The organism is Aliifodinibius sp. S!AR15-10 (assembly GCF_031569985.1).
Taxonomy (GTDB): domain Bacteria; phylum Bacteroidota; class Rhodothermia; order Balneolales; family Balneolaceae; genus JAMQKA01.
In genome coordinates, this window is record NZ_JAMQKA010000004.1 from 217660 (window position 1) to 230554 (window position 12895).

Here is a 12895-nt window from a genome sequence, read left to right on the forward strand (position 1 = left end):
GGAAAAGGGTATGGAATATCTGGTAAGCATATCATTTTCTTCTTCGCCGTTAGTCAATACTAAGACCATGGTGAAAGGGTTTACCTTTCAGGATCCGATCTGGTATATGGGGCGAGTGCAGTCGTGTTACTTTGTCTATTCTTTTCTTACAAAACATACTGCAAACCTAAGGCTGTATTTCGAAGATCTTATGGTTAGTGAAATCTGTAACGGAGATATACAGTGTAACTTGACCTTGTCGTATATTACTCCCCAAAATAATCAATCAATCCTGTTTGAAAGCGATTATTCGGAAGAGGAATTATTACAGGCACTGGAGGATGAGTGCAACTTGTACTATTCTACCAATCAAAATCATATCCCTACCTTGGATGCAGAATGTGAAGAACACAATATTACTGTTCCTATCTTAAAAGGGAGCACGTATTTATTGGACTACACCAATGGAAAAGCCATTGATGCTTTTTGGTAAGTTAGGATCTATTTAAACCTTTTATTCTTCGCCGTATTTTTCTTTGTATTCGGCCAAACTCTCTTGAATTGCTTCACTAAGGTTTTCCATATGCTCGGGGCTGACAATAATACGGGAGACCAGTTGTGCTTCCTGTTCAATGTTCAATACAAAGCCCAGAATAAATTCATTTTTTGTAAAAGTGACACGAGCCAAGTTTGAATAAACCCCTTTGGCCACATCTTTGCCGGCGGTGACTTTAAGTTTATTTAAATCATTGCTTTTTCCATTCTGTTGTGAGTTTGCATCAGCCATAGGTAATGATGTTATAAAATTAAGATTGTTTATTTGCTGAATATAACCAATTATACTGTGGTTGATCCTTGAAATGAATTTTGACGGATTCTTATTTTGTAGTGTAATAATGACAATAATATAGCTAACGTTCACAGTACTTGTTATGAAGTTAAAAATGAAGTTGCGCAAAAAATTTAAATTTGCAGCAACTACATTATTATTCCTGTTTGGCGGACATACTAAAGAGGCTCATTCTCAAAACACCGCCCATGCCGTAATGAAAGTATCAGTTCGTATAGTTTCCAATCCACAAATAGACAGTAACATAATTACCGATATTTCAGATCAGCTTCAGACAGGCAAAAAGCAGCTCAGCCTGGGCGGCTACAGCATGGATATACCAACCGGAAGACACTACACTTTTGACTTTAATCCTCAAATAAAGATGCAAAATGATGCTGATTCATGGGACATTTCGACAGACGTTCTACAAAGTGAAAAAGACGGTAAAATCACCTACAATTTTACAGGTAAGGCTAGTACTTCTTCAATACCTCCTGGCAACTATTCTGGTGAGTTATCTACCACAATAGAGTATATGTAGGTGTTTAGTTTTTTGTAAAAAATATGTCTATAGGACAACTGGAGTTTTAATATAAATCATGTGGTGATGGATTGGGAAAGTGTCAGTGAAGACTTGTTTGAAGGTTTTACGAGCAAAGTAAAATTACTTAACCAAATTTTCGAATCTTTTCCAGAGATTATAATACTGGAAAATACTGACCGGTCCATTTTGGCTGTAAACGATTCAGTAGAATCAATGTTGGGATATTCGCCATCCGAACTAGTGGGAGTACCAGTAAAAGAGCTTTATGCGAACGAGTCAGCATATGAAAAAATGGGAAGAGCAGTAATGAGCGCTGGAGCAGGAAAGTCTCAGACGTTAGAAACAAAATTTCTAAAAAAGAATGGGGATTCCCTGCCTATCGAAACACTTGTTAAAAAAATAGTAGATACAACCGGGAATCATGTCGGTTTTCAAGCTGTGGTAAGGGACGTATCCGAGCGAAAAAAGCGGGAAAAGATCATTAAAAAGTTTTTTTCCCTTCCGCTGAATTTCATGACTACAGCTACTCCGGATGGATATTTAAAAGAGTTTAATCCTCATTTTCAACAATTGCTTGGTTATACGGAGGAAGAGCTTTTAAGCATGCCGTTTACTGAATTGATCCACCCTGAGGATATTGAAAGAACCATGCAGGAGGTCGGAAAGCTTGCCTCGGGGGAAATTAAAATGATGGTAAGATTCGAGAACCGGGTGATAGCAAAAGATGGTACCGAATATTGGATATCCTGGGCTGCAACCTTTGATGATGAGACCGGTCTCATGTATTCCATGGGGCAGGATGTCACAAAACATAAGGTGTTGGAAAACCAGCTAATCGAATCCAAGGAAAAAGCAGAGGAGGCTAACAGGGCCAAAAGCCAGTTCATCGCCAACATGAGCCATGAAATTCGCACGCCAATGAACGCGATCTTGGGTTTTGCAGATATGCTAAAAGAACAAGTAGACAGTAATCTGGAGACAGAGTATGTGCAAAACATTTACAACAGTGGGCAAAGCCTGTTGAAATTAATTAATGATGTGCTAGACCTGTCGAAAATAGAAGCTGGAAAACAGCAGTTAAACATTCGTCCCGTTAATGTTAGACGAGTTGTTGATGAAGTCCAAAGTATATTTGCACTTCGTTCCGAAGAAAAAGGAGTAACAATTAGAACCGAAATAGATGATTCCACCCCAAATTCTATTCTGTTAGATGAATTAAAGTTGAGACAAATTCTGGTAAATCTTGTAGGTAATGCACTGAAGTTTACACAAGAAGGTTTTGTGGAAGTAGGGGTACGATCTAGAGAGATCGAAAGTATAGAGAGCCAAGTTAATCTAGAAGTGTATGTAAAAGATACTGGTAAGGGCATAACTAAAGAAAGGCAGCAGGCAATATTTAGTGAATTTGAACAGGAAGATTATTCTATCTCAGATAAATTTGGAGGCACCGGATTGGGTCTCGCAATTTCTCTACGTCTTGCTCACCTAATGAATGGGAGTATTAATGTAGAAAGTGAGCCAGGAAAAGGCAGTATTTTCACTCTAATAATCCCCAATTTGGCCATTGCTTCTATGAATGAAGAAATGGAAAATGATGTCTTGATAGATTATAACATTGATCTCAAGAAAGGCCGGATTCTCATTGTCGATGATATCCAATTGAACAGAGATTTAGTCAAAGATTTTTTGAGAGAATATCCGTTAGATGTTTTAGAAGCCTCCAACGGAGTAGAAGCAGTACGTTTGGCCGAGGAACAATCACTGGATTTGATTTTTATGGACATCAAGATGGCACACATGGATGGTGTCGAGGCCATGAAACAGATTAAGAAAAAAAAGAAAACACTACCCATAGTTGCACTTACTGCTTCCGCATTTACCACTCATAATAAAGAATTGGAGGGGTACGGCTTCGACGGGTACCTAAGGAAACCGGTAAGCAGATCACAAATTTTGATGCAACTAGCAAGATTTGTAGGTACTGATGAGAATAATAGCATTGAAGAGAGCAATGATGACAGGCAGAAAAAGTCTCCTGAGATAAATGGTGTCAATATAAAGGGGGGAAAAATAGTTAAGAAATTAAATTCTGATATAACACCTATTATCTCAGAACTGGATACTGATGCCATTATGATGGACCATTATAAAGATTTGTTAAAAGCGATGAAGGAGGTTGAGAAAGAGGTTCCTGCACAGGAGATTGTACGTTTCAATAGCCAATTAGAGACAGCCATACAGCTTTTTGATATCGAACAAATCCGCAAGCTGGTTACCATTAAATATCCCGAATTAATTGAAACTCTCGAGGGCTAGGATTTCTGAAAACTTTAAATGAATTATGAATGTCCATGACTGATCAAACAGATGGCAAACCTGGGAATGATTTTTTGATCTTAATAGCGGATGATGTTTCCCAAAATATACAGCTGTTGGGTACAATCCTCGATAACAAGGGTTACAGAATTGCAGCTGTAACGAGTGGTGACCAAGTGGTAAAAACTGCTATTAAGAGCCAGCCTGACTTAATCTTGCTAGATATTATGATGCCGGGCAAAAATGGTTTTGAGGTGTGCCGGGAGTTGAAAGCAGACCCTCGGTTATCAGAAATACCAGTAATATTTCTTACGGCTCGTTCTGAAGAGGAGGATATAGTTAAGGGATTTAATTTGGGAGGGGCTGATTATGTAACAAAACCTTTTAACTCAGGTGAACTACTGGCCCGTATTGAGACTCATCTGAGTTTAAAGAATGCCCGGGACCAAATCATAAAACAACAGCAGAAACTACAACAACTGACAGAAACAAAGGAAAAACTGTACTCTATCATAGCTCACGACCTGAAAAATGCATTGTTTGGAATTTCAGGTTTAGCCGAATTTGTTGAGGAAGACCTGGTGGATGAAAAAATTAACCCTGAGATCCTGGAAAATGTGAGGTTGATATCAAGGTCCTCTGAATCTGCTACCATGATACTGAAAAACCTTTTGGCATGGACTCGCTTGCAAACAGATGATCTTGAATTAAATCCGGAGAATTTTTCACTTTCAGAGGAGATAATCAATAGCATCAATCTCTATCAGACCCAGGCAAACAAGAAAGAAGTGGAAATCCAATTTGATTCGGAAATAGAAGCACCAATAATCTTTGCTGATCCACAAATGATATCCACAGTGATTCGAAATCTTATTTCAAATGCTATCAAATTTTCAAATGAAGGCGACCAAGTTACTGTTGAGACTACCCAAAAGAAAGATGCTATCCAGGTAGCGGTGAAAGACGAAGGGATTGGAATACCGAAAGAAATTCAGAAAACTATCTTCAACCCTGAAGAACGTCCAAAAAGAACGGGAACGGACAATGAGCAAGGAACGGGCTTGGGACTGCTGTTATGCAAGGAGTTTATTGAGGCTCACAGAGGTGAAATTTTGGTTGAAAGCTCTCCAAATGAAGGATCTATCTTTAGGTTTAGTATACCCAATCACATCTCCTAGCATAACAAAGGATAAGGGACCAATGATACATTAAAAGTCCGATTTGAATACTATACTTGTTTCAAATAGTTTTAGCTAACAAATTAAAACGGCAAATGGTATTTGGGGTACTAGTTATTGATATGACAAATTGCAATAAACTTGTTACCGAACTTTTAGGTACTAAATTACAAATTCAGACTCAGGAGAAAATTGGGGTGGTTCAAAACGTGGCTATAAACACAAATGATGGGACCATTACATTTATTTTTCTTTGTTATGCAAATTTTTTTGGTAAAATACATCGTCATTTTGCCATCCCACGAGAGGAAGTGGATTTTGTATTTTCAGGTGAAAATTTCTTTTTTGAAATAAAGAAAGAAAAATTGGTCGAGGCTGCCAGGTATACTACAAGAGGAAATTTGAAGGATTTTTCACCTGAATATCAACAAATTCAGGAACTCAATATCTCTGAAAATAATTTTACACTGGCCTATCAATGGTAAATCAGAATATTGGGAATAGTTAAAATCCAATACATTTGACTCACAATACAGCCATTCTTAATAACTAAGAGTAAAACAAAACTTTTCCAACCTAATTATTTGAAGGGTTTTAACTTCCCTGCTATAAAATCATCAACCCGTTTCACTCAAGTGAGCATTCAATTTCCTGCTACTCGAACTATATAAAAAAATTTTAATGTGAATTTGGCCTCTCGATCAAAAATAGTCGGAACTTTTCTGCCATGAGTAGTATATACAAAGCATACGAAGAACTACGTAGTTAAATACGTAATTATTCGTAGGAGTGACAATTAACCTTAATAAACCAAATTCATATATGAAACATTTAAAGATACCATCATTACTGATAGTATTAGCTATCACATTGGCAGGTACAGCTTGTGATAACAACTCTGCAGGTCCTGGTGAGGGATCCGCTGCAGTTGAAGGACAAGTTCAAGATGAGAATACACAAAATAAAGCCAAGTACTCGAGTCCAACCACGGCTGCAGCCGTTGAGGGAGCAACCGTAACGGCTGCACGAATTTCCTCTGACGGAAGCCTGGAAACTATTTCCGGTGCTGAAACTGAGACAAACGCAGAGGGCGAGTTCACCTTAAACATCAATGCTGAAGCCGTTGCCAATTCAGGCCAGCAGGTTATTATAATGGCAGAAAAAAGCGGCCAGCAGTGGAAGACGTTTATAACCGGTGAACTTGAGAGTGGTAGTACCGTTCAGGTTCAACCGCTGACTGTAGAATCATCCGGTGAAGCCGATGTATATTCCAAAATCGTAGCCGAAGGTAATGCTGAGATGGTGTCCAAGGCTGATATCGAAGCGTATATCGGGGCCAAGGCCTCATCTGCAATTCAAAGCAACAGCCAGGCAGCAGCTACCTATGCTGAAGCATTGGCAGCAGAAGCAGAAGCACGTGCTGAGTTCTTTGCAAGTCAATCTGCTGAGATTACAGGAGATCAAAAACAGCAGATTATGGAGACAAAGACACAAGCACAGCTTCAGCTTGAAAGCGAGCTGAATGCGGCTACCAGTGCGGAAGATGAACAAGCAGCGATGGAAGCCTTCACAAAAACAGTGGTTAAAGCACACGCTGACGCTGGCGTCGATGCTGAGCTGTATGCCAAGGCTAAAGAGATGTCAAATCGCGTATTTGTAAAGCACAGCAGTGAAGTTTCTGCTGAAGCTGAATCTGAAGCGAGAACCACAGCTGCCCTGTTTACCTCTTACGCTATAGATGCTGCTGTACAGGCACGCATGGAAGCGCAAGGTGCTACGGAATCTAACATCCAGGCTGCTGCTGATGCTGCAGTAACACTCCGTAGCGATATCAAAGCGATGACCGGAGCTACCAAGGAAGATATTGACGCTGCCTTCGAAACATATAACGAAGCTGTCGTTAATGCTCTTTCCCAAGAGTTTTCCGCTAATGCTCAAACAATGACAGAAATTAATGCCCGAATTAATGAAGACAACGGGGCCAAAGCTGAACTTGAATCTTCACTGGAAGCTACACTGAGTCTTCAGATATTTGTAGATGCATACACAACATTCTATTCTGAAGTCAAAACGATTGTGGATGAAAGCTTCACAACTGCCAACGATGCAGAAGCCGAATTCGTGGCCGACATCATGGTTCTGGCTAACCTGGGCAACTAGGTATTCAGCTACCAATTAGGAAACTCTAGAGGATCCCGAGCCAACCGGTTCGGGATCCTTTTTTATTTCAACCGACTTCATTGAATCTAATAATTGGCGGATGCCAATCAATATGTGAACAGGCTGAAGAAAATACCCAAACAAAAAAAGACTAGTATCAAGGCATATTTATTCATAATACTACTTTTTAAATTTTTATTGCACCGAACCACCTTACACTTAAGCTATAGGCTCCTGTATATTGAATCAAATACAAAATGGTAGGTTAACAAATAAAATTGGTAGCTAGCAAGAATCGGCGTGGCCTGTCCGCTTAATGCGCGTGATATTATTCATGGCCTCCTCCCGGAATCGTAGATTACGGTTCTGGACAACCCTAACAAACCCAAGGAGGAAAGCCATGAACTTTTATATTCTCGAACATCCATATTACTGCGGAATCGACCTGCATGCAAGAAGCCCTGCAGGGTGCATCCTGGACGGGACTGGAACCGTCGCCTATCACAAAAATATGCCCTGCCATCCGGAATATCTTCGATTGCCCGGCAGATGGGAATCGCCCAAACGCATCGGCCCCTGCTGCCCCTGCTCCGAGATGCTCCATAACTGGAATGGCCCGGCCGGGCCATAGCCCCGCGCGTGATCATCCGGGTCCAGGGCACGCAATATGTTCTATAGCCGTCCCGCAATAGGTGGGACCGGTGGGTGAATGCGGGCTTGTTTCGACCACCAACCGCCGAGCCTCTATATATGTTTGGTGCAGCCACGAAGGCTGTCAACCATCGTTGAATACTGCCTGCAGCAGCAATCCACCAGGCCATCGAATACAGAAAGGCGTGAAAAAAACTTGCCGGGGAGAGCTATTGCCTGTTGACTTTGGAAGCCGTATATGGATTATAGGGTATACGTCATAATTTTATTAGAAGTTCAGTGCTCTGATAATTCCTTAATCTTTTTCTTTGCCTTATCTGCAAACTCAACAGATGCTTGGTAATAATCTTGAGCTTTCGGTAATGGAGAAAAATCTCCAATCTTAATTGTCAGGATCGTTTGATCATTTTTTCTAGACAATTTGAAGGAATATGATACATCATATGCATCCTCACTTAAGTCAACCCTTGGCAAGTATAGAGAAATATCCAAGTGATTATTTGGCTCAAATGTTCTGACAGTCATTTTGGAGTAACCTTCCCATTCTATTATACTCCCGAGTCGTAATTTGTCCTCTGAAAAATCCTCTGGAAGCTCGTCCCACTGTTTATAGTATTTCGTATAGGTCAATACTTCCCAGACTTTTTCTTTCGAAGCGTTGATTTCAATTTGATCTTTTACAGTTAGTTTCTCTTCCATATTCCTTTAAATTAGCTCTGAGTTGTAATCGAAATGCTTTTAACGGGATTGCGCTCGGCACAGAGCCTATAATTTCTTTAAAAGTAACTCATTTGAACCTTAACAAGGAACTAAAAAAGTTTTGTTGTCCCGCTAAGCTGTTTTTTCAGGTAGAGCTGAACATCTTCATCAGTAAGGTCTGTAAAGTTACAGTACCCCTGTGATACGGCTGCTAAATGTTGATATTTATTCAGGATAAGCACTTCATCTGCTTCGGTCTCAAGCTTAGAGAGCCTGGTTAGGCCCGAAACGGGAGCTGCTATTACAATCTTTTCGGGATGATGCTTGCAGCACATTCGAATAGCACCAAACATCGTTGCCCCTGTTGCAATGCCGTCATCCACCAGAATAACCACTCGCCCTTTCAGAGAGGGCAAGTCTTCTCCGTTTCGGTATTGAAGGACACGCCGTTGAATTTCTTTCTTTTCCTTTGTCTGAACTTTGATAATAATATCTTTGGTAAGATATTTATTTGACCAGGGATCAAAGTACAGGCTGCCATCCTCTGCAATGACACCAAAGGCGGCTTCGGGCTGCTGAGGATAGCAGAGCTTTCGGGTTATGATTATGTCAAAATCACATCCCAAGGTAAGGGCTGCGAAATATCCTACTTCTACTCCTCCTCGCGGAATGGCTAATACGACAGGCTTTGCCGATTGATATTTTTTGAGAGCACTCCCCAGCGCTCTGCCGGCCTCTTTTCGATCCTCAAACATTTAAGTAGTTTTCCTTAGGAGTTTAATCTATCAATGCATGCGAATAGATAATGCCCATTAAATTAATATTCCTTAAAACTTATCACCAAGTCTATAGGTGCTTCTACCAAACAGATGAGGGGGATATTCCTACATAATGGCACACTAAAAATTGAATTGGTATTTTTGACCACAGAAGTATAATTTATTTTATTGAATTACCTTCCCTAACAGAATGATTCTTTGGTACTTAACTAGTTGATGAGTCCATGAGGAAAACTGAGTGGCTTAAAAAATCGATCAAAGAACGAATTCTTTGGTATGATAATGAGATAGGTGAGCTACGTGAATACCTTAGCAGAAATGCTACATTAGAAAAAAAGCAAGATCTGGATATTCGTAAGCAGCGACTGTTGCGATTTGCTGAGCGCATGGGATTCGATGATGTTCCCTTAGATGGTCGGGTAAGCGGAGAAAGCCTGGTCAAAAAATTCTATCATGAAGTCATATTCCATGCCCATCAATCGCTGCCCCTCGAAGGATCTCCCCTGGAAGAATGGCAACAAAAATTAGCCCATACCAGTGGCATTATCTCTGGGTTTATGATGGCTGAGAAACGATAAAACCTCCGGTTTACGTGCACATCTCTACGACCTTCCCATAGTCAGGAAAAATATTTTCCTCTTCTAACAGTTTAATCACTACCCCGACTATTATCGTAGTTCCAATTAATCTCTACCAAAAGATCCGCATATTGAACAGATGGAAAGATACCGATCATCATGAGGAGGTCTATGAATACGGTGGCTTTCTTATAACCCACCACCGCCTCATTGAATCCGGGACTCCCGCAAAACACAAAATGAAATGTGAAAAAGACTATATCTATAAGATGGAAAAGAAGAGCATTCATTTGGAAGCCGGCGGAGCTTCCTTCAGGGAGGCTAAAAGAAATATCATAGACAAAATTGACGATTTTAATAATTCTCAAAATGAGTGGCGTCCACTTTTAGACTAAAAAAGGATCGTCCAATTTCTTTACCTAGCCTTAACACAGCCATGACGAGGGTACTCTGGGTGTGAAGTCTCCTTCCTTCAGCAAATCTCATAAACGAATATGGTTGTTACCTTGTTTTATTGGTTGTGGGAACATCAACATGAAATGCAGTTACAAGCTAAGCCTTCAGCTTATTATAAAATTTCAAATTAACGGTTTGCGTGAAAATGAGTATCCAATTACACTACACGGAGGATCTTTCACAGGGGGTGAAGCGCTTGATGATCCAGGAGTGTAACAAGGCTTTGGACTATTTGGATAATGCCAGCGGAGAGGAGCAACGGCACGAAGCGGTCCATGAAGCCCGTAAGGCGTTTAAAAAAAACAGGGCCTGCTTGCGATTGGTGCGGGATCAGATTGACTATTACGAGGAGGAAAACGCCTGGTTCCGCGATCGAGGACGGGAAATATCAGACATCCGGGATGCCACCTCCAGCCTTGAAGTGTTGGAGCGGCTTCAAGAGCAATTTGATTCACACCTGTATGAGAACGCATTCAATGCAATTGAAAAACAATTACGTTCCTATCGTAAAGAATTGGCAAAGAAAGTATTCAACCAAGAGAAACGACTTGAAAGTATTCAGGAAGCACTTAAGAAGAAGCTCGAAACCATTCCGTGCTGGCCTCTAAAAATCCAATCCTTTGATGAGCTGCGACCCAGCATCAAACGCACCTATAAACGGGGCTGTAAGGGTTTGCAACGGTCCCTGGAGCAGGGAAATGTGGAGGATTTCCACGAGTGGCGTAAACGGGCAAAGTATCTGCGTTACCAGATAGATGTGCTCAACAGGATCTGGCCTCCGGTTCTGGAAACCCTGGAAGATGAGCTGCATGCAGTAACCGATTTTATTGGTACGCTCAATGATTTGGATACCCTGCAACATATTATCCAAAAAATGGACCGTCCTTTTGACAACCGGGAGGAAGAAATGATGTTCAACGCACTGCTGGAAAAGCAGCAGTGCATTATGAAAGAACATGCCCTGTTAAAGGGCCGGAAGTTCTACTGCGACTCACCATCCGATTTTTGTGACCGCCTGGAAGTATATTGGGAAACCCACCACCAGGAAATTGAAAATGAGAAATTGCCCCAGCCCGAACCCCTGGAATATTCGTAGTAGCTTCATAGGTCTGTTTAAATCGAGTTCAGGATTCTATCGAGTGGCAATAAATTTTTGATTTTCAGATGAGATTAAATTACTCCTTGAAGCGATACCGTACCCCTTTTACGGTTTCGATGTATTCATTCCCGATCTTTTTGCGAATTTTGCGTACATGAACGTCCCGTACGATCCACTACATGTACTCCCGTGCCCCAGACATGGTTTAATATGGTCCGTCGGTCCAGCACCTTTCCTTTCGGGCTAGCCAGGTAAAAAAGCACCTCAAATTCTTTGCGGGGCAGCTGATTTATTGCTAGAGTGTCCGGGTTTTGGTATTCGTTTTGTCCCCAACTAGTAGAAGCGAATAAAATTAAAATTGCCATTAGAAATGACAGATTTCGTGTGTCGTCTCCTTGAAGCCAACGATTAGCATGTGTTGTTAAACAATAAAACAACCCCGGCCACAATCAAGCGACCGAGGTCAATAATTGGAGTGGGAGATAAGATTAGGATATAGCCTTCAGTAAAGGACTTATATTTAAAACGTAAATTGGGGGAAATGGATTCCTAGTCGATAAGAGACTAAAACCCCGACCGTTTTCAAACGACCATGGCTAACTATTCAAAGTTATATTACACTCTATAGATACCATTCAATGCACATCCTCACAAAAGAATTTGAATTGGAAATAAATCTGAAAAGGGGTTTGGATGCCGACAGTTCAGCTTTAAAAGTCGTTCTCGTTGCGGGTGTAATGGCATCGCAACCAGCCGACATGGCTGCTTGGTAATGGATACGCAGTTCAGCTTTCCCGGCGGCAATAGAAAATACTACGTACCCTTTTTACCGGACAATCAAACAGCAGGTTCAGCCAGCCTTTCCGGCTATTCAGTTATACTGAGTCTCGGGAAAGGACACAGTCCTTGGATTAGCAGGGAGGAAATTCCCACCACTTCAATAATCAAAATATCGAGGGGAGCGGGTGCAGCGTCCATTCAAGGCCTGCAAGCTAAGAGCAGGGAGAAAGGCTCTCTACTCTAGTCGAGGCTTAGTTAGACATCGCACTGACCGATATCCATTTATTAAAGCCTGAGTTCAAGTAATTTGAACTTAGAAGAAGTATAACTTTTTGTCTTTGGTCTTGGAAAAGATGCCTACGGCAGGATGAATCCCAAGCACATAAGGATCCTCGGTATAAAGTGCTACTTCGAACTCATCCCTAAGGTGGTTTGCTGATATGCGACGAGGCAGGCTTTGAGTTTTGACCATATTCGGCATTTCCTGAACGTCTATTTCATATAGTCCTCTGTTGGTTGCTAAGACCGACGAGGTGTGATTGAAATTGATGGAGTTAATGCATTGTACCTCATCTTCCAGTTCATCAAAACGCGTCATATCACCCCAAATATCAAACTGGTATATTGTATTTTTAATCGCTACCAAGAACAGATCTTCGGAATTGGGGACAGGCTCGATTAAATCCACACTTCCCAATTTATTTACTTCCTCCATCGGTTCGACCTCCATTCTCATACCAGTATTTTCAATAATATCCGGAATAAGCTGACCGATTACGCATCTGTTTTTGGGGGTCAGTCCGATCATGCGATCTCCCACGATAACCACATTATGAATGCGGGT

General features: G+C 41.1%; 14 protein-coding genes and 1 pseudogene. 10 read left to right on the forward strand and 5 right to left on the reverse strand.

Annotated features, from left to right (window positions below):
* The first annotated feature begins 10 nt into the window (after positions 1 to 10).
* Complete coding sequence (locus NC796_RS04795; protein WP_310682608.1) at positions 11 to 472, forward strand: hypothetical protein; 462 nt, start codon at positions 11 to 13, stop codon at positions 470 to 472.
* A 21-nt stretch (positions 473 to 493) separates the two neighbouring features.
* Here NC796_RS04795 and NC796_RS04800 read toward each other — a convergent pair whose 3' ends face one another.
* The gene (locus tag NC796_RS04800) at positions 494 to 766 is read right to left on the reverse strand and encodes a DUF3467 domain-containing protein (protein WP_310682610.1); all 273 of its coding nucleotides are present in this window, start codon (positions 764 to 766) and stop codon (positions 494 to 496) included.
* 145 nt (positions 767 to 911) lie between these two features.
* Between NC796_RS04800 and NC796_RS04805 the strand changes: the two genes are divergently transcribed.
* The 6 genes and pseudogenes from NC796_RS04805 to NC796_RS04830 form a co-directional block, all read left to right on the forward strand.
* Complete coding sequence (locus tag NC796_RS04805) at positions 912 to 1352, forward strand: hypothetical protein (RefSeq protein ID WP_310682612.1); 441 nt, start codon at positions 912 to 914, stop codon at positions 1350 to 1352.
* A 66-nt stretch (positions 1353 to 1418) separates the two neighbouring features.
* The gene (locus tag NC796_RS04810) at positions 1419 to 3671 is read left to right on the forward strand and encodes a PAS domain S-box protein (protein ID WP_310682614.1); all 2253 of its coding nucleotides are present in this window, start codon (positions 1419 to 1421) and stop codon (positions 3669 to 3671) included.
* A 35-nt stretch (positions 3672 to 3706) separates the two neighbouring features.
* A complete protein-coding gene (locus tag NC796_RS04815; RefSeq protein ID WP_310682616.1) occupies positions 3707 to 4849 on the forward strand; it encodes a hybrid sensor histidine kinase/response regulator in 1143 nt (380 codons plus the stop codon).
* Positions 4850 to 4944: 95 nt separating this feature from the next.
* Positions 4945 to 5334, forward strand: coding sequence for a PRC-barrel domain-containing protein (locus NC796_RS04820; protein ID WP_310682618.1), 390 nt, complete (start codon positions 4945 to 4947; stop codon positions 5332 to 5334).
* 337 nt (positions 5335 to 5671) lie between these two features.
* Positions 5672 to 7009 (forward strand): hypothetical protein, encoded by a 1338-nt coding sequence (locus NC796_RS04825; RefSeq protein WP_310682619.1) that lies wholly within the window; start codon positions 5672 to 5674, stop codon positions 7007 to 7009.
* A 400-nt stretch (positions 7010 to 7409) separates the two neighbouring features.
* Positions 7410 to 7523 (forward strand): annotated as a pseudogene (locus NC796_RS04830) (IS110 family transposase); the annotation flags it as partial.
* A 413-nt stretch (positions 7524 to 7936) separates the two neighbouring features.
* Here NC796_RS04830 and NC796_RS04835 read toward each other — a convergent pair.
* Together NC796_RS04835 and NC796_RS04840 are read right to left on the reverse strand one after the other, a co-directional pair.
* A complete protein-coding gene (locus NC796_RS04835; protein WP_310682620.1) occupies positions 7937 to 8359 on the reverse strand; it encodes an SRPBCC domain-containing protein in 423 nt (140 codons plus the stop codon).
* A gap of 110 nt (positions 8360 to 8469) precedes the next feature.
* A complete protein-coding gene (locus tag NC796_RS04840) occupies positions 8470 to 9114 on the reverse strand; it encodes a phosphoribosyltransferase family protein (protein ID WP_310682621.1) in 645 nt (214 codons plus the stop codon).
* A gap of 248 nt (positions 9115 to 9362) precedes the next feature.
* Here NC796_RS04840 and NC796_RS04845 point away from each other — a divergent pair, with 248 nt between their 5' ends.
* The 3 genes from NC796_RS04845 to NC796_RS04855 all read left to right on the forward strand — a co-directional run bounded on the left by NC796_RS04845 (position 9363) and on the right by NC796_RS04855 (position 11268).
* Positions 9363 to 9716, forward strand: a complete 354-nt coding sequence (locus NC796_RS04845; protein WP_310682623.1) for a hypothetical protein — start codon at positions 9363 to 9365, stop codon at positions 9714 to 9716.
* 131 nt (positions 9717 to 9847) lie between these two features.
* A complete protein-coding gene (locus tag NC796_RS04850) occupies positions 9848 to 10111 on the forward strand; it encodes a hypothetical protein (RefSeq protein ID WP_310682625.1) in 264 nt (87 codons plus the stop codon).
* Positions 10112 to 10317: 206 nt separating this feature from the next.
* Complete coding sequence (locus tag NC796_RS04855) at positions 10318 to 11268, forward strand: CHAD domain-containing protein (protein ID WP_310682627.1); 951 nt, start codon at positions 10318 to 10320, stop codon at positions 11266 to 11268.
* A 125-nt stretch (positions 11269 to 11393) separates the two neighbouring features.
* On the opposite strand, the gene NC796_RS04860 is transcribed toward NC796_RS04855, so the two are convergent.
* Entirely contained in the window at positions 11394 to 11636 is a 243-nt protein-coding gene (locus NC796_RS04860; RefSeq protein ID WP_310682629.1) for a winged helix-turn-helix domain-containing protein, read from the reverse strand.
* A 728-nt stretch (positions 11637 to 12364) separates the two neighbouring features.
* On the reverse strand, positions 12365 to 12895 hold a 531-nt coding region (locus NC796_RS04865), incomplete at its 5' end, for a hypothetical protein (RefSeq protein WP_310682631.1).

Excerpts from the sequence above, each read along its gene's own strand:
- NC796_RS04795 (WP_310682608.1), top strand. The coding sequence starts at position 11 with ATGGAATATCTGGTAAGCATATCATTTTCTTCTTCGCCGTTAGTCAAT.
- NC796_RS04860 (WP_310682629.1), bottom strand. The coding sequence starts at position 11,636 with ATGGCAATTTTAATTTTATTCGCTTCTACTAGTTGGGGACAAAACGAA.
- NC796_RS04800 (WP_310682610.1), bottom strand. The coding sequence starts at position 766 with ATGGCTGATGCAAACTCACAACAGAATGGAAAAAGCAATGATTTAAAT.
- NC796_RS04855 (WP_310682627.1), top strand. The coding sequence starts at position 10,318 with ATGAGTATCCAATTACACTACACGGAGGATCTTTCACAGGGGGTGAAG.
- NC796_RS04835 (WP_310682620.1), bottom strand. The coding sequence starts at position 8,359 with ATGGAAGAGAAACTAACTGTAAAAGATCAAATTGAAATCAACGCTTCG.
- NC796_RS04840 (WP_310682621.1), bottom strand. The coding sequence starts at position 9,114 with ATGTTTGAGGATCGAAAAGAGGCCGGCAGAGCGCTGGGGAGTGCTCTC.
- NC796_RS04845 (WP_310682623.1), top strand. The coding sequence starts at position 9,363 with ATGAGGAAAACTGAGTGGCTTAAAAAATCGATCAAAGAACGAATTCTT.
- NC796_RS04820 (WP_310682618.1), top strand. The coding sequence starts at position 4,945 with ATGGTATTTGGGGTACTAGTTATTGATATGACAAATTGCAATAAACTT.
- NC796_RS04815 (WP_310682616.1), top strand. The coding sequence starts at position 3,707 with ATGACTGATCAAACAGATGGCAAACCTGGGAATGATTTTTTGATCTTA.
- NC796_RS04805 (WP_310682612.1), top strand. The coding sequence starts at position 912 with ATGAAGTTAAAAATGAAGTTGCGCAAAAAATTTAAATTTGCAGCAACT.
- NC796_RS04810 (WP_310682614.1), top strand. The coding sequence starts at position 1,419 with ATGGATTGGGAAAGTGTCAGTGAAGACTTGTTTGAAGGTTTTACGAGC.
- NC796_RS04825 (WP_310682619.1), top strand. The coding sequence starts at position 5,672 with ATGAAACATTTAAAGATACCATCATTACTGATAGTATTAGCTATCACA.